The following is a 15251-nucleotide window of genomic DNA, read 5'->3' as shown; positions in this document are numbered from 1 at the left end:
GGCAGCACGCTCTCAGATCCAGATGCCCTTGCCGATGGCGACGACACCGCCGTTGCTCACCGCGAACCGCTGACGGTCGCGCTCGAGGTCGACGCCGATGATCTCGCCGTCGCCGACGACGACGTTCTTGTCGAGGATCGCTCGTCGCACGACCGCACCCTTGCCGATGCGCACACCGGGCATGAGCACGCTGCCCTCGACGGTCGCGCCGTCGTCGACCATGACGTTCGAGCTGAGCACCGAGTTGCGGACCGTGGCGGCCGACAGGATGCTGCCGGCGCCGACGATCGACTCCTGCGCCAGACCGCCCTGCACGAACTTCGCAGGCGGCAGGTTCTCGGCGGCACCGCGGATGGGCCAGCGCCGGTTGTAGAGATTGAAGATCGGGTGGACCGACACGAGGTCCATGTGAGCGTCGTAGAAGGCGTCGAGCGTACCGACGTCGCGCCAGTAGGCACGATCGCGTTCGGTCGCGCCCGGGACGACGTTGTCGTTGAAGTCGTAGACGTGAGCCTCGCCCCGCTCGACGAGCGCGGGGATGATGTCGCCCCCCATGTCGTGGTCGGAGTCGGGATTCTCCGAGTCGGCCCGCAGCGCCTCGACGAGGACCTTCGTGGTGAAGACGTAGTTACCCATGGACGCGAACGTGACGTTGGGGTCGTCGGGTGTCCCGGGCGGATGAGCGGGCTTCTCGAGGAACTGGGTGATCCTGCCGCTCTCGTCGCTGTCGATGCAGCCGAACGCGAATGCCTCGCTGCGCGGGACGCGGATACCGGCGACGGTGACACCGGCGCCCGACTCGATGTGCTGGCGCACCATCTGCTCGGGGTCCATCCGGTACACGTGGTCGGCGCCGAAGACCACGATGTACTCGGGATCCTCGTCGTAGACCAGGTTGAGCGACTGCAGGATCGCGTCGGCGCTGCCGGTGTACCAGCGTGGACCGAGCCGCTGCTGGGCCGGCACCGGGGTGATGTACTCACCGGTGAAGCCGGAGAGGCGCCAGGTCTGCGAGATGTGCCGGTCGAGGGAGTGCGACTTGTACTGCGTGAGAACGCAGATGCGCAGGTAACCGGCATTCACGAGATTGCTGAGCACGAAATCGATGAGGCGGTATGCGCCCCCGAACGGCACTGCCGGCTTGGCTCTGTCCGCGGTCAGCGGATACAGACGTTTGCCCTCGCCGCCGGCGAGAACGATTCCAAGCACATGGGGCTGGCTCCTCACACGCTTCAACCTATCCCCCGACCCAGGCCGCCGCCAGCGAAGCGCGATCTCGACGCCCTTCGGAGTGTCGGGGCCGGGTGGCCGGAACCTGCGCGGCCCGCTACTTTGAGGCGGTGAGGGTGGCAATGATGACGCGGGAGTATCCGCCTGAGGTGTACGGCGGGGCCGGGGTCCACGTCACCGAACTCGTCGAACAACTGCGTCGACTGGTCGAGGTCGACGTGCACTGCACGGGCGCACCGCGCGATACCGCGTTCGTGCACTCCCCCGACCCGGCACTGCGCGATGCCAATCCTGCCCTGACGACCCTGTCGGCCGGGTTGCGCATGGCGCACGCCGCGGCCGGAGTCGACGTGGTGCACTCGCACACCTGGTACACCGGGCTGGCCGGTCATCTGGCCGCCGAACTCCACGACGTCCCGCACATCCTCACCGCGCACTCCCTCGAGCCCCGACGGCCGTGGAAGGCCGAGCAACTCGGGGGCGGTTATCGCATCTCCTCCTGGTCTGAGCGCAACGCCGTCCGGTACGCCGACGCGATCATCGCGGTCAGCGACGGGATGCGCCTCGACGTGCTCGACGCCTATCCGTTCGTCGATCCCGCTCGGGTCCACGTGGTGCGCAACGGGATCGACACCACCGTCTGGCATCCGGGCCCGGCCGAGCCCGGCCACGAGTCCGTCGTCACCCGCATCGGTCTCGATCCGGATCGTCCGATCGTCGTGTTCGTCGGCCGCATCACCCGGCAGAAGGGCGTCGGGCACCTGATCGCCGCGGCGCACCATCTCGACCCCGACATCCAGCTCGTCCTGTGTGCCGGCGCGCCCGACACCCCCGAGATCGCCGCGGAGACCGAACGGGCGGTGACCGCCCTGCAGGACGCCCGTGACGGGGTGCACTGGGTACGCGAGATGCTGCCCACCGAATCGGTCCGCGAACTACTCTCGATTGCAACGGTTTTCGTCTGTCCGTCGGTGTACGAGCCGCTGGGGATCGTCAACCTCGAGGCGATGGCCTGCGAGACCGCCGTGGTGGCGTCCGACGTCGGAGGCATCCCGGAGGTCGTGCAGGACGGGGTCACCGGGCGACTGGTGCACTACGACGCCTTCGACACCGAGACCTACGAGCGTGCGCTCGCCGATGCGATCGACGACGTCGCGCGCGACCGCGACCGTGCCGCCCGGTGGGGCCGGGCCGGACGCGACCGCGCTGTCAACGAGTTCTCGTGGGCGCAGATCGCCCGCCAGACCGTCGCCGTCTACCAGCAGGTGCTCACGACGCGCTAGGTTCGTCGGCCGTCTCGACCCGTCGCCACGAGGTGACGGTGACCGAGACCGTCACCTCGAACGGATCGGGCAGGGAGGCCAGCAACTCCGCACGCCGGTCGGACGTCACATGATGGGCGGACGGTCCCATCCCCGCGACGAGACCGAGCGCCTCGCACGGGAGTGCGGCCGTGAAGCGCACGTCCGTCCGTCCCGTTCGCTCGAAACGTCCCGACAGCGCGGACGAGAGCCGCTCCGTCTTCCGGTCGTCCACACTCACCATGCCGGGCAACGCGACCAGTTCGCGCAGATGCTCCGAGGTGGGTGTAGCAACGACGAGCGTGCCTCCGGGGACGAGCACGCGATGACTCTCGGCGGCGTTGCGGGGCGCGAACACCGACAGCACGTGGGTGAGCGATGCCGACTTCACAGGCAGTCGTTGCCACGCATCGGCGAGGATCGCTCCGGTCCGGGGATGACTGCGGGCGACGCGCCGCACCGCGGGCTTGGAGACGTCGAGCCCGATGCCGCGCGCCGCCGGCAGGGCGTCGAGCACGGACGCGAGGTACTGCCCCGTACCGGCCCCGACCTCGAGGATCGCAGCGCCGGCGGCTGCGACTACCGCATCGGTGTCCACCGTATCGGCGGTGTCGAGGCATGCGTCGGCCACCGCGCGCCGGATCGGGTCGTAGTGCCCGGCACCGAGGAAATCGGCGCGGGCCGCGATCATGTCGGCGGTGTCGCCGGTGAACGGCGTCGAACCGCCGGCGAGCAGCGACACGTAGCCCTGGCGTGCGACGTCGAAGCTGTGCCCGCGATCGCACACCACGACGTTGTCGTCGAGGTCGAGCGCGGACTCGCAGTGAGGGCACGCGAGAAGATCGATCACGTCGGCGAGCATCGCGCCTCCGATCCTGCTCTCAGGACGACACCGGGCCCCGCGCGCCGAGGAGCGCGGGGCCCGGAGTGCCCTGAGAGGGGCCGATCAGCTGGTGACACTCTTGAGTTCGTCGCCGAGTGCCGCAGCCTCTTCCGGCGTGAGCTCGACGACCAGACGTCCGCCGCCCTCGAGTGGAACCCTCATGACGATTCCTCGTCCCTCTTTGGTTGCTTCGAGGGGACCGTCCCCGGTCCGGGGCTTCATGGCCGCCATCCTCTGCTCCCTCCAAATCTGCACCCGACCGCCGGGCGCGTGGGTTACCGTGTGGTTGCATCGCCGGTCGCGGCGACGCGCACCTTCTCATTCTTCCCTATCCGGAATACGTGCGCGTAGCTGACTCCTGGGTAAGACACTCCTCCGGGTTCTACGAGTCGAGTGACACCCAGCACGATTCGAGGTGATCGTCGACCATTCCGGTAGCTTGCATCAGCGCATACGCAGTGGTAGGGCCCACAAAACGGAAGCCGTGACGCTTCAGCTCACGGGCCATCGCCGTGGACTCCGGCGTCACCGCCGGAATCTCCTCGACCGTTACCGAACGTCGCGCGCGTCGCGGCGGTGCGAACGACCACAGCAGCTCGTCGAGATCGGTGGACAGTTCGAGCACGGCCCGCGCGTTGGCGATCACCGCCTCGATCTTGCGGCGGTTGCGCACGATGCCGGAGTCGGCAAGCAACCTCTCGACGTCGGCCTCCGTGAAGTGGGCGACCGCCTCGACGTCGAAGCCGTGGAAAGCCGCGCGGAAGGCCTCCCGCTTGCGCAGGATCGTCAGCCACGACAGTCCCGACTGGAATGCCTCGAGGGAGAGCCGCTCGAACATCTCGTCGCGGCCGTGGAGCGGCCGACCCCACTCGTAGTCGTGATAGTCGCGGTAGAGCGACGAACCGGGACCGTCGACGGCCCACGGGCACCGCACGCGGTCGTCGGTATCGGTTACGGGACCCTGCCCGTCGGTATCGACCACGGGACCCTGCCCGTCGGTATCGACCACGGGACCCTGCCCGTCTGCCGTCATCGTGACTCCCCCGTCGACTCCGACGAAGCCCGCTCGGCGACGTTCTCCCCATCGACGTCGGCTGCTCCGACGTCTTCTGCCCCGCCGCCCTTTCCGGTGCCGTCGCCCTTTCCGGTGCCGTCGCCCTTTCCGGTGCCGTCGACCGGCGGCTCCTCTGCGCGGGCCTCGGCGTCGGCGAGGCGGACCCGCAGATCGTCGACCTCGCGGGCGAGACGATCGAGCGCCCAGTCGACCTCGCTCATCTTGTAACCCCGCACGGTCTGTTGGAACCGCAGGTCGCGGATGTCGGTGCCGGTGACGTCGGTGGCCGGCAACACCGTGACGGTGGTGCCCGGAGGCAGCGGCGCCAACGTCTCGCCCCGGCCGAAGACGGCGCTCGCGACGAAGAACAGCACCGCGGCGACGCCCGCCATCACGAGCACGTACAGCAGAACCGTGAGCATGCTCCGATCTTGGCACGAGCGGCCGACACCGGCCGGGACCGGTGCCGGACGGTCGGGTCAGCCGGTGACCGTCGCCATCGGGGGGCGGTCGGTGAGATCGACGGAGGTGTCGAACGGCACGAACGCATCGCCCTCCACCAGGAACTGGGTGAGCGGCGCACCCGAATCGGGGATCCCGCAGCGCGCGAGCATCGTGCCCACGATCTGCCGGCTCATCGCACCGAGTTCGGACAGCGGCCGGTTGCGGTGCTTGCGGACCCCGAGGTTGACCTGCGCGATCGCGTGGAGACCGAACCGGTCGTAGGTGTCGAGCAGCAACCCGATCTCCACCCCGTAACCCGGTGCGAACGGGACCGACTCGAGCAGTTCCCGCGTCCCCGCGTACTCACCGCCGAGCGGTTGCAGCACGCAGGTCAGCTCCGGTCGCAGTGCCGCGAGCAGCGGCCGTGCGACAAGCTCGGTGACGCGGCCACCGCCGTGGGCGTCCTCGCCCCCACCGGTGCGCAGCGGGCGCCGGTAGTACCCCTTGACGAGGTGCACACCGTCGCCGAGCAGCAGGGGTCCGAGCAGTTTCGGCACGAAGGCCGGATCGGGATCGATCAGATCGGAGTCGACGAAGGCGATGATGTCGCCGGAGGTCGCCGCGAGCGACCGCCACAGCACCTCCCCCTTGCCGGGGACCGGTTCGATGCCCGGCACCGCTTCCTCCCTGGACATGACACGGGCACCCGCCGCCCGCGCCCGGGTGGCGGTCTCGTCGGTGGAACCCGAATCGAGGACCACCAGTTCGTCCACGAGACCACCGAGCAGCGGGTGGATCGTGTCGATCACACTCGCGACGGTCTCCTCCTCGTTGAGGGCGGGCAGCACCACGGTCACTGTGCGGCCGGCCTTGGCCGCGATCAGCTCGTCGATCGCCCAGGCGGGCCGATCCCAGCTGTTGGCTTCGTTCCACGTGCGTGCAGGTGCACTCATGCCAACCCCCTCACCGTGCGCGCCGGCGGGCGTGTGCCCGCGATCGCCGCGACCATGTCGACCACCCGACGTGTGGCTGCCACCTCGTGTACCCGGAACATTCGTGCGCCGGCCGCTGCCGCCAGAGCTGTCGCTGCCAATGTGCCCTCCAACCGGTCGGCGAGTTCGACTCCCAGAGTCTCCCCCACGAAGTCCTTGTTGCTCAGCGCCATAAGCACAGGCCACCCGGTTTTTACAAGAACGTCCACGTGCCGCAACAGAGCGAGTCCGTGATGGGTGTTCTTTCCGAAATCGTGGGTCGGGTCGATGAGGATCGAGTCGCTCGCGACGCCGGCGCGGGCGGCGGCATCCGCGGCCGCGACGACCTCCCGCACCACCTCCCCGACGACGTCGGTGTACCGCACACGGTGCGGGCGGGTGCGCGGGACGGCGCCGCCCGTGTGGGAGCAGACGATGCCGGCCCCGAGTTCCGCGGCGACCGCGACGAGCTCGGGATCGGCACCGGCCCACGTGTCGTTGATCAGATCGGCGCCTTCGCCCACAGCGCGACGCGCGACCTCGCTGCGCCAGGTGTCGACGCTGATGAGCACATCCGGATAGCGCTCGCGGATCGCGGCGACGAACGGCACGACGCGCCGGATCTCCTCGTCGCTGTCGACGACCTCACCCGGGCCGGCCTTCACCCCGCCGATGTCGACGAGGTCGGCACCCTCGGCCACTGCGCGGTCGACGGCCGCGAGCGCCATGTCGTCCTCGAAGGTCGCTCCCCGGTCGTAGAACGAGTCCGGGGTGCGGTTGACGATCGCCATGACGAGCGCCCTGTCGGTGGCGACGGGGCGCCCGCACAGGGTGGACGGTGCCGGACCGGGACGGGTCACGGGGGTCTGCTCGTCGACATCGGTCGCGGGGCCGCTCATGATCCCATCCTGACATGCTCAGCGACCGGGCAATTCTCCTCGCGCGACGCCGTCGACGAAGCCGTCGAAGATCGGCCGGTAACCCTCGCTGCGACTCGCGAGGACGTACACCTCGTCCTCACCGGTCTCGCTGTAGCCCTGCTTGCGCAGATCGACCTTCCTGCTCTTGAAGGTCGTCGTGTACTCGAGCTCGTCGACGATGCGGACGAACAGCGGAACCGCGTAGTCCGGCAACGCGTCGTGCAGCGACTTCGCGAGCGCCGCTCCGTCGAGCTCGGCGCCCTCCTTCAAGGTGATCGCGGCCATCCCGGTGCGGCCGTCGGCCCCGTCGACCTCGACGCCGTAGACGACGGCCTCGGCGATCGTCTCGTGCGACGACACCGCGGCTTCGACCTGCGTGGTCGCGACGTTCTCGCCCTTCCACCGGAAGGTGTCGCCGAGCCGGTCGACGAACGCGACGTGCATCCATCCCTGGTTGCGGACGAGGTCGCCGGTGTCGAACCAGACGTCGCCGTCGGAGAACGCGTCGCGGAGCAGCTTCTTCTCGGTGGCCTCGGGATCGGTGTACCCGTCGAAGGGTGCGCGGGAGGTGACCTTCGCGAGGAGCAGTCCGACCTCGCCCTTGCCGACCTTCTTCAACCGGCCGTCGTCGCCGCGACGTGCCTGGCCCGAATCGGGGTCGTACTCGACGACGGCGTAGGGCAGCGGGCAGATGCCGGCGGTGCGCTTCTGGTCGAGCGCGTTGATGAAGGCGATGTTGCATTCGCTCGCACCGTAGAACTCCGCGACGCGGTCGATACCGAAGCGTTCGGTGAACTCGTCCCACAGTTCTGCGCGCAGACCGTTGCCGACGGCGAGGCGGATCCCGTGGTCGGCGTCGTCCTCCCGCGGCGGCTGGTTGAGCAGGTAGCGGCAGATCTCGCCGATGTAGATGAAGGCCGTGGCGCCGTTGCGCTCCGCGTCGTTCCAGAAGTTGGACGCCGAGAACTTCCGGCCGAGCCCGAGCGTGGCGCCGGCGGCGAGCACCGAGGACAACGCGACCGTGAGGGCGTTGTTGTGATAGAGCGGCAAGCAGGAGTACAGGACGTCGGTCCGGCGCAGGCGCACGCCGAGGCTGCCCAGGCCCGACATCGATTTCAGCCACCGGAAGTGCGTCATGCGGCTGGCCTTCGGCAGTCCTGTCGTGCCGGAGGTGAAGATGTAGTAGGCCGTCTCGGACGCTTGCAGCTCCTCGGTGACTGCGGGATTCGACGCGTCGGCGTCGCGGGCGGCGGTGTCGAGATCGTCGAAGCGCAGCACGGTGCGGGCCTGCGGCTCGCCACCGAGAGAGTCGACGGCCTCCTCGCACTCCTCCCCGATCACGAGGGCGGCGCTGTCGAGCAGCGACAGGCTGTGCTCGAGCACCTCACCACGCTGGTTGATGTTGAGCATGCCGGCGGCCGCACCGAGCTTGACCGCGGCCAGCGCGACCAGCAGGGTCTCGGGCCGGTTGCCCATGAGGATGCCCACGACGTCGCCCATGCCGACACCGCGATCGGCGAGCACCGCTGCGTACCGGTTGACCTGCGCGTTGGCCTCGCCGTACCCGATGGAGGCTCCCTCGAACCGGATGAAGGGCCGCTCCGGGTGACGCTCGGCGAGCTTCTGGAAGACCGACCCGATCGTCTCGCGGGCGGTCGGCTTCCGGGTCATCCCGGCTGCTCCGCGCAGCACGATGGAGAGATCGGTAGCCATCCGGGGCAGTTTCGAGACGAGTCCGGGCAGGGACACGACGGGGACATTGCCTCGATCGGATCGAGTGGTCACGACAGATTTCCTCACGGCGACGTTGGGGACGGGCGGGCTCGCTCGGGCGACACCCACGGCGTTCCCCCGAACTTACCGAAGAGTAGATAAGCGCGCGGCGAAGTGGAACACCTCAGACCGTCGCGTACGGCGCAGCGCAACGGTCGAGCGCGTCGGCGAGGTCGGTGGTGACCGCGAGACCGTCGAGTGCGCGTTGCGCGACGAAGCCGGTGTCGACCATCGACCCGAGCCAGCCGAGCAGGCCGTCGAAGTGGCCCGTGGGATCGAGCAGGACGACCGGCTTGTCATGCATACCGAGATACCCCGCGGTCCACGTCTCGAACAGTTCCTCGAGGGTTCCGATGCCGCCGGGCAGGGTCAGGAAGGCGTTGGCGCGGTCCTCCATGATGCGTTTGCGCTCGCGCATCGTCTCGGTGACGATCAACTCGTCGGCGTCGACGTCCGCGACCTCGCGGTGCACGAGTGCCTTCGGAATGACCCCGATCGTGTGCGCGCCGGCCGCGCGGGCCGCCTCGGCGACCGCGCCCATCATCGATACGTTGCCGCCGCCGGAGACCAGCTGCCAGCCCCGTCGGCCTATCTCGGTACCGACAGCGGCGGCGAGTTCGAGGAACTTCTGGTCGACAGGGCCCGACGCGCAGTACACACAGACCGACAGAGCTTCGGTTACCATCCACTCCCATTTCCGTACAGTTCGTTCTCGTCCTCGCCGCGATGCGCCTCGAGGATGATGTCCACCGTCTCCTCGACGCTGTCGGTGACGAAGAGCAGGTCGAGGTCGGCGGGCGAGATCTTGCCGCCGCGGACCAGGGTCTCGCGCAGCCAGCCCACCAGACCGTTCCAGTACTCCGAACCGAACAGCACGATCGGGAACTGCGTGATCTTGCGGGTCTGCACGAGGGTCAGTGCCTCGAACAGCTCGTCGAGCGTCCCGAAACCCCCGGGCAGGCACACGAACGCCTGCGAGTACTTCACGAACATCGTCTTGCGCGCGAAGAAGTACCGGAAGTTCAGGCCGAGATCGACCCACTCGTTGAGGCCCTGTTCGAAGGGCAGCTCGATCCCCAGTCCGATCGACAGTCCCCCGGCCTCGCTGGCACCGCGGTTGGCCGCCTCCATCGCGCCCGGACCGCCACCGGTGACGACGGCGTATCCGGCGTGGACGAGTGCGGCGCCGAGCTCGCGGCCGATCTCGTACTCCTCGTGACCGGCCGGGGTGCGCGCCGATCCGAAGACGGTGACGGCGCGGGGCACCTCGGCGAGCGCACCGAAGCCTTCGACGAACTCGCTCTGGATCCGCAGCACACGCCACGGATCGGTGTGCACCCAGTCGGACGGGCCGCGGCGATCGAGCAGCCGCTGGTCCATCGTCGTCGCCTCGCGGGCGAGAGAGCCGCGCAGTTGCACCGGGCCCTGGTGCACGACCTCGCGCCGGGAGCCGCGTTCGGAGGAGGAGTTGTCGCCGGACATGGCGGCCACGTTATCGGGTGAGATAGGAGCGCAGAACGGAGGTCACCTCGGTGATCCGCCCGACCTCGACGTGCTCGTCGCGCTTGTGCGCGAGGTTCGGGTCGCCCGGCCCGTAGTTGACAGCCGGGATCCCCAGCGCGGCGAACCGCGAGACGTCGGTCCAGCCGTACTTGGCCCGGAACTTCCCGCCCGCAGCCTCGACGAGCGCCGCCGCGGCCGGGTTCGACAGTCCGGGCAGCGCGCCGGGTGACATGTCGGTGAGTTCCATCGAGATCGCGAGACCGTCGAAGACCTCGCGGACGTGCGCGAGTGCGTCGTCGGGGCTGCGATCCGGGGCGAACCGGAAGTTCACGTCGAGCGCAGCGGCGTCGGGCACCACGTTGCCGGCGACACCGCCCTCGATGTGCACGGCCGACAGTCCTTCCCGGTACACACAACCGTCGATGTCGACCGACCGTGCCTCGTAGCGGGCCAGACGGTCGAGCACGGGAGCGAGCTTGTGGATCGCGTTGTCGCCGAGCCAGGAGCGCGCCGAATGCGCCCGCACACCGTCGGTCGTGATGCGCACCCGCAGGGTGCCCTGGCAACCGGCCTCGATCTCACCCGAGGTGGGTTCGCCGAGGATCGCGACGTCCGCGTCGAGCCAGTCGCGCAGTTCGGTCTCGATCCGTCCGAGCCCGTTGTACGCGGCCGCGATCTCCTCGCAGTCGTACATCACGATCGTCAGGTCGTGAGCGAGATCGGTGACGGTCGCCGCGAGGTGCAGGAAGACGGCGTCGCCGGCCTTCATGTCGGAGGTGCCGCAGCCCCACATCAGGTCGCCGTCGCGCCGCGACGGCACGTTGTCGGCGATCGGGACGGTGTCGAGGTGGCCGGCGAGCATCACACGGCTGCCGAGTCCGCGGTTCGTCCGCGCCAGGACACAGTTGCCGTTGCGCACGACCTCGAAGCCGTCGGTCTGCTCGCGCAGGGCCGTCTCCACGGCGTCGGCGATGAGCGTCTCGTTCTGCGACACGCTCGGGATGTCGACGAGCGCGGCGGTCAGTTCGACGGGGTCGGCGTGCAGGTCCAGCTGCGGTACGGGCATACCTGCACGATACGAAACGCGCCTGCTCCTCAGACCCCGCACACGATTTTCTCAGGGGGGACACAGGCGCAGGACCGCCTCGCGTACGCTTCTCACCCGTGAGTGCACACGGAGCATCAGCAGTAGGCATCGCGAACATCACGGAGGACGGGACCGTCCTCGACACGTGGTACCCGGCACCCGCCCTCGGCGAGCCGAGCGAAACCGGAACGACGCGACTCGAGGGCACGGACATCCCGTCCGATCTCGCCCTGCTCGCCGGTCACGACGAGGCGCGCGAGGTCCAGCAGGTCGTGGTGCGCACCGACATCGCGGACCTGTCGAAGCCGCCCGTCGACACTCACGACGTCTACCTGCGCCTGCACCTGCTGTCGCACCGTCTCGTCCAGCCGCACGGGCTCAGCCTCGACGGCATCTTCGGCATGCTCGCGAACGTCGTGTGGACCAACTACGGCCCGTGCTCGCTCGAGAACTTCGAGACCGTGCGCTCCCGTCTGCGCATCCGCGGACCGGTGACAGTCTTCGGTGTCGACAAGTTCCCCCGCATGGTCGACTACGTCGTTCCGGCCGGTGTCCGCATCGCCGACGCCGACCGCGTCCGCCTCGGTGCGCACCTCGCGTCCGGCACCACCGTGATGCACGAGGGCTTCGTCAACTTCAACGCCGGCACGCTCGGCAACTCGATGGTCGAGGGCCGCATCTCCGCGGGTGTCGTCGTCGACGACGGTTCCGACGTCGGTGGAGGCGCCTCGATCATGGGCACCCTCTCCGGTGGCGGCAAGGAGGTCATCTCCGTCGGCAAGCGCTGCCTGCTCGGTGCGAACGCGGGCGTGGGCATCTCGCTCGGCGACGACTGCATCGTCGAGGCCGGCCTGTACGTCACCGCCGGTACCAAGGTCACCGGCCCTGACGGCACCGTCGTCAAGGCCGCGACCCTCAGCGGCGCGTCCAACCTCCTGCTGCGACGCAACTCGGTGAGCGGCGCGGTCGAGGTCGTGCCGAACAAGGGCAGCGGAGTCGAACTGAACGCGGCTCTGCACGCCAACGACTGACTCTGCACCCACAACAGATTCGGAACCGAGAAACTGTGAGTGAAACCCAGCGGCCCGCGTCCGAGGCCGAACATCTCGGGAGCGGCCTGAAGGTCCGCCATCTGACCATGATGGGACTCGGCTCCGCCATCGGCGCGGGCCTGTTCCTCGGTTCCGGAGTGGGTATCGCCGCAGCCGGTCCGGCCATCATCGTCTCGTACCTGCTCGCCGGCGTGATGATCATCTTCGTGATGCGCATGCTCGGCGAGATGGGTGCCGCGCTGCCGGTGAGCGGTTCGTTCTCGCACTACGCGCGCATCGGAATCGGCCGCTGGGCCGGATTCAGCATGGGGTGGCTGTACTGGTTCATGCTGATCATGGTGCTCGGTGTCGAGATCACCGGTGCCTCCGCGATCGTGCAGTCGTGGCTGCCGGGCGTACCCCAATGGGTGGTCGCGCTGGTGTTCGTCACCTTCTTCGCGGTGGTCAATCTGGCGAGGGTCGCCAACTTCGGTGAGTTCGAGTTCTGGTTCGCGGCACTGAAGGTCGCGGTCATCCTCGGGTTCCTGGTGATCGGCATCCTGCTCGTGTTCGGTCTGCTTCCGGGCACCGAACCCGTCGGCACCACGCACCTGCTCGGCGACGGCGACGGTTTCGCGCCCAACGGGATCGCCGGTGTTGCGGCCGGTCTGCTCGCGGTGGCCTTCGCGTTCGGCGGCATCGAGATCGTCACGATCGCCGCGGCCGAATCGAAGGATCCGGAACGGTCCATCGCGACGGCCGTGCGCAGTGTCGTCTGGCGGATCTCGGTCTTCTACCTCGGGTCGATCTCGATCATGGTGCTCGTGCTGCCGTGGACCGCGGCGAGCGGTGAGACCTCCCCGTTCGTCTCGGTGCTCGACATCGCCGGCATCCCCTACGTGTCCGGCTTCATGGAACTCGTCGTGGTGATCGCGCTGCTGTCTGCGTTCAACGCCAACGTCTACGGCACCTCCCGCATGGCCTACTCGCTGGCACGCGGCGGCGACGGACCGGCCTGGCTCAGTAAGCTCACCCACCACGGAGTGCCCCGCAACGCGGTGCTCGTCTCGGTGTTCTTCGGCTTCGTCAGCGTGTGGCTCAACTGGCTGCTGCCCGACACCATCCTCGGGATCCTGCTCAACGCGGTCGGATCGGCGCTCATCGCGATCTGGTTGTTCATCGTCGTCTCGCATCTGCGGCTGCGCCGCAAGTTCGAGCGCGAAGGCACCATCCGCCTGCGCATGTGGCTGTTCCCCTATCTCAGCTGGTTCACGCTCGCGATGCTCATCGGCTTCATCGTGCTGATGCTGTCCGACAGCGCGGCCCGGGTCCAGCTCGCGTCGACCTTCGTGCTGTTCCTGATCATCACGGCGCTCGGCTTGCTCTGGCACCGCACCCACGACGACAAGATGGTCAGCCACCCGTCCGATCGGCCAGCGCAGTGAGCACGAGCTCGGTGATGTCGAGCGGATCGCTCGTCCGGTAGCTCACCCCTCCGGTCGCCGCGGCGATCTGCTCGAGGGTTGCGGTGTCCACGTCCTCACCGAGTCCGATCGTCACGATCCGTACCGGCCTGGACGGATCGTTCTCGTTCGAGAGGACCGCGAGCAGTTCGTCCTTCGACATCGCGGAACCGTTGTCGGCGCCGTCGGTCACCACGACGACACTGTTGGCCGCGCGCGGATCGTAGCTGTCCTGCACGTACCGGAAGGCCGCGAGGATCGTGTCGTAGAGCGCGGTGGTCTCGTCGGCCGTACCGGCCATCTGCGCGACGAGCGAGGTGAGCAGGTCGCGTTGGGTACCGTCGTCCACCACCGCATCGAAGCGCCGGATCGGTGCCGCCACGATGTAGTCCCCCGTTGCCTCGGCGCGGTCGTTCGGCAATGTGGCGTAGTCGCTCACTCCCCCACCGAAGAACCACAGGCCCGCTGAGACGTTCCCGGGCAGGACCTCGTTGGCGGCGGTCGCGGCGCGCCGGACCAGTTCGATCCGACTCTCGTCGCCGAGATCACGGTTCATCGACGCGGAGACGTCCACCGCGAACACGGTGCGCACGGGAAGCGCCTGCAACGCCCACACGTTCATCGCCTCCTCGGCGACGGTCTCGTCGTCGAGTTCGAGCACCGGCACCGCTCCCGCACCGCGGCCGTCGGGCAGGGGTCGTCCGCCTCCGTCCCGGAAGCCGTGACGGGTCAGCCTGTCGAGTCCTTCGGACGTGTGCAGCGCGTCGGTCAGCGCCGTGGCGGCCGCCGCCGCGGCGTCGTGCCGTTCTCCGCGCGCCGTCACGACCACCGGATAGTCCACGAGCAGCGTCCCGGTGGCGGGTACCTCGATGCCCAGTTCGCGCTTGTGGACGCTGCGATAGGTCTCGACCTGCTGTTCGGTGCTCACCACCGTCCCACCATCGGCGACGGTCTCCTCGAGCAAGGTCGATCCGGTAGGTACCTCCTCGTCGCGAACCCCCTCCCGCTCGGCGAGCGGCGCCATGACGGGACGGACCGTGCCCATCGCGACGGGATCGTCGGCGGCCTCGGCCAGCACGGCGCGGATGGCACCTGCCGCGGGACCGGAGCGCAATGGATTGCCGAAGACGAGACCGGGATCGGACAGGGCCTCCTGCCAGTCGGCCGCCGGTTCGACGGTGCCCGGCGCACCCGCGATCACGAGCGGCGTGGTGGCCAGCGGTGTCGACACCGTGCGCACCGGGCCCGTGGCGGTCTCACCCGCCCACGACGCCCACCAACCGCCCGCCGGGAGCCACAGGTCGGGAACGTCGTCGGTCGCCAGTCGCGCCGACACCTCCCCCGGTTCCTGTTCGACTACCTCGAACTCCGTACATGCGGATACCGAGGTCCCCTCGATCACCGGTGCGAGGTCGGCGGTGACCGCCACGGTGTAGCGCTCGGAGTCGTCGCACCCACTCCGTCGCTCCACGAACAGGAAGGCGACGGATCCGGCAGCGAGGACGAGGATCACGGCGACGACGAACCAGCGCGCCCGACCCCCGCCCGGCCGTGCATCCCCACTCACGCCGCCACGACGGCTCGGCGGATC

General features: G+C 68.7%; 15 protein-coding genes. 3 read left to right on the top strand and 12 right to left on the bottom strand.

Going from position 1 to position 15251, the window contains the following annotated elements:
• Positions 1–12 precede the first annotated feature (12 nt).
• Positions 13–1227 carry a glucose-1-phosphate adenylyltransferase gene (glgC, locus tag BO226_RS02925; RefSeq protein ID WP_006554287.1) on the bottom strand — a complete coding sequence of 405 codons (1215 nt, stop codon included), beginning with the start codon at positions 1225–1227 and terminating at the stop codon, positions 13–15.
• A 113-nt stretch (positions 1228–1340) separates the two neighbouring features.
• Between glgC and glgA the strand changes: the two genes are divergently transcribed.
• Positions 1341–2513: a glycogen synthase gene (gene glgA, locus BO226_RS02920; RefSeq protein ID WP_006554286.1), complete on the top strand. Its 1173-nt coding sequence runs from the start codon at positions 1341–1343 to the stop codon at positions 2511–2513.
• Here the strand turns inward: glgA and BO226_RS02915 are convergent.
• The 10 genes from BO226_RS02915 to dapE all read right to left on the bottom strand — a co-directional run bounded on the left by BO226_RS02915 (position 2500) and on the right by dapE (position 11145).
• Positions 2500–3393, bottom strand: a complete 894-nt coding sequence (locus BO226_RS02915) for a putative RNA methyltransferase (RefSeq protein ID WP_071934573.1) — start codon at positions 3391–3393, stop codon at positions 2500–2502. The two genes, glgA and BO226_RS02915, sit on opposite strands and share 14 nt — an antisense overlap.
• An 84-nt stretch (positions 3394–3477) precedes the next feature.
• Positions 3478–3645, bottom strand: coding sequence for a DUF3117 domain-containing protein (locus BO226_RS02910; RefSeq protein ID WP_006554284.1), 168 nt, complete (start codon positions 3643–3645; stop codon positions 3478–3480).
• Positions 3646–3796: 151 nt separating this feature from the next.
• On the bottom strand, positions 3797–4447 hold the full coding sequence (locus BO226_RS02905; RefSeq protein ID WP_230810087.1) for a DNA-3-methyladenine glycosylase I: 651 nt from the start codon (positions 4445–4447) through the stop codon (positions 3797–3799).
• Positions 4444–4890, bottom strand: a complete 447-nt coding sequence (locus BO226_RS02900) for a DivIVA domain-containing protein (protein ID WP_071934572.1) — start codon at positions 4888–4890, stop codon at positions 4444–4446. Before BO226_RS02900 ends, BO226_RS02905 begins: the two co-directional genes overlap by 4 nt.
• 57 nt (positions 4891–4947) lie before the next feature.
• Positions 4948–5865: a glucosyl-3-phosphoglycerate synthase gene (locus BO226_RS02895; protein ID WP_006550560.1), complete on the bottom strand. Its 918-nt coding sequence runs from the start codon at positions 5863–5865 to the stop codon at positions 4948–4950.
• Positions 5862–6782 carry a dihydropteroate synthase gene (gene folP / locus BO226_RS02890; protein WP_019288055.1) on the bottom strand — a complete coding sequence of 307 codons (921 nt, stop codon included), beginning with the start codon at positions 6780–6782 and terminating at the stop codon, positions 5862–5864. The genes BO226_RS02895 and folP overlap by 4 nt, the downstream gene beginning before the upstream one ends.
• A gap of 18 nt (positions 6783–6800) precedes the next feature.
• The gene (locus BO226_RS02885; protein ID WP_232238109.1) at positions 6801–8516 is read right to left on the bottom strand and encodes a long-chain-acyl-CoA synthetase; all 1716 of its coding nucleotides are present in this window, start codon (positions 8514–8516) and stop codon (positions 6801–6803) included.
• Positions 8517–8700: 184 nt separating this feature from the next.
• The gene (locus BO226_RS02880) at positions 8701–9261 is read right to left on the bottom strand and encodes a TIGR00730 family Rossman fold protein (RefSeq protein WP_006550563.1); all 561 of its coding nucleotides are present in this window, start codon (positions 9259–9261) and stop codon (positions 8701–8703) included.
• The gene (locus BO226_RS02875; RefSeq protein ID WP_006550564.1) at positions 9255–10058 is read right to left on the bottom strand and encodes a TIGR00730 family Rossman fold protein; all 804 of its coding nucleotides are present in this window, start codon (positions 10056–10058) and stop codon (positions 9255–9257) included. Before BO226_RS02875 ends, BO226_RS02880 begins: the two co-directional genes overlap by 7 nt.
• Positions 10059–10068: 10 nt before the next feature.
• Positions 10069–11145: a succinyl-diaminopimelate desuccinylase gene (gene dapE / locus BO226_RS02870; RefSeq protein WP_006550565.1), complete on the bottom strand. Its 1077-nt coding sequence runs from the start codon at positions 11143–11145 to the stop codon at positions 10069–10071.
• Positions 11146–11243: 98 nt separating this feature from the next.
• Between dapE and dapD the strand changes: the two genes are divergently transcribed.
• Together dapD and BO226_RS02860 are read left to right on the top strand one after the other, a co-directional pair.
• On the top strand, positions 11244–12197 hold the full coding sequence (dapD, locus tag BO226_RS02865) for a 2,3,4,5-tetrahydropyridine-2,6-dicarboxylate N-succinyltransferase (protein WP_006550566.1): 954 nt from the start codon (positions 11244–11246) through the stop codon (positions 12195–12197).
• Positions 12198–12307: 110 nt separating this feature from the next.
• Positions 12308–13642: an amino acid permease gene (locus BO226_RS02860; RefSeq protein WP_442977404.1), complete on the top strand. Its 1335-nt coding sequence runs from the start codon at positions 12308–12310 to the stop codon at positions 13640–13642.
• Here the strand turns inward: BO226_RS02860 and BO226_RS02855 are convergent.
• Positions 13611–15227, bottom strand: coding sequence for a substrate-binding domain-containing protein (locus BO226_RS02855; protein WP_232238043.1), 1617 nt, complete (start codon positions 15225–15227; stop codon positions 13611–13613). The two genes, BO226_RS02860 and BO226_RS02855, sit on opposite strands and share 32 nt — an antisense overlap.
• Positions 15228–15251: the final 24 nt, after the last annotated feature.

Origin of the sequence: Rhodococcus sp. 2G (assembly GCF_001886355.1) — a bacterium.
GTDB classification, from domain to species: Bacteria; Actinomycetota; Actinomycetes; order Mycobacteriales; family Mycobacteriaceae; genus Rhodococcus; species Rhodococcus pyridinivorans.
This window is presented reverse-complemented; position numbering and strand designations above follow the sequence as displayed.

Excerpts from the sequence above, each read along its gene's own strand:
- BO226_RS02875 (WP_006550564.1), bottom strand. The coding sequence starts at position 10,058 with ATGTCCGGCGACAACTCCTCCTCCGAACGCGGCTCCCGGCGCGAGGTC.
- BO226_RS02910 (WP_006554284.1), bottom strand. The coding sequence starts at position 3,645 with ATGGCGGCCATGAAGCCCCGGACCGGGGACGGTCCCCTCGAAGCAACC.
- BO226_RS02915 (WP_071934573.1), bottom strand. The coding sequence starts at position 3,393 with ATGCTCGCCGACGTGATCGATCTTCTCGCGTGCCCTCACTGCGAGTCC.
- BO226_RS02860 (WP_442977404.1), top strand. The coding sequence starts at position 12,308 with ATGGGACTCGGCTCCGCCATCGGCGCGGGCCTGTTCCTCGGTTCCGGA.
- BO226_RS02895 (WP_006550560.1), bottom strand. The coding sequence starts at position 5,865 with ATGAGTGCACCTGCACGCACGTGGAACGAAGCCAACAGCTGGGATCGG.
- BO226_RS02885 (WP_232238109.1), bottom strand. The coding sequence starts at position 8,516 with ATGGCTACCGATCTCTCCATCGTGCTGCGCGGAGCAGCCGGGATGACC.
- dapE (WP_006550565.1), bottom strand. The coding sequence starts at position 11,145 with ATGCCCGTACCGCAGCTGGACCTGCACGCCGACCCCGTCGAACTGACC.
- BO226_RS02900 (WP_071934572.1), bottom strand. The coding sequence starts at position 4,890 with ATGCTCACGGTTCTGCTGTACGTGCTCGTGATGGCGGGCGTCGCCGCG.
- BO226_RS02905 (WP_230810087.1), bottom strand. The coding sequence starts at position 4,447 with ATGACGGCAGACGGGCAGGGTCCCGTGGTCGATACCGACGGGCAGGGT.
- folP (WP_019288055.1), bottom strand. The coding sequence starts at position 6,782 with ATGAGCGGCCCCGCGACCGATGTCGACGAGCAGACCCCCGTGACCCGT.
- BO226_RS02880 (WP_006550563.1), bottom strand. The coding sequence starts at position 9,261 with ATGGTAACCGAAGCTCTGTCGGTCTGTGTGTACTGCGCGTCGGGCCCT.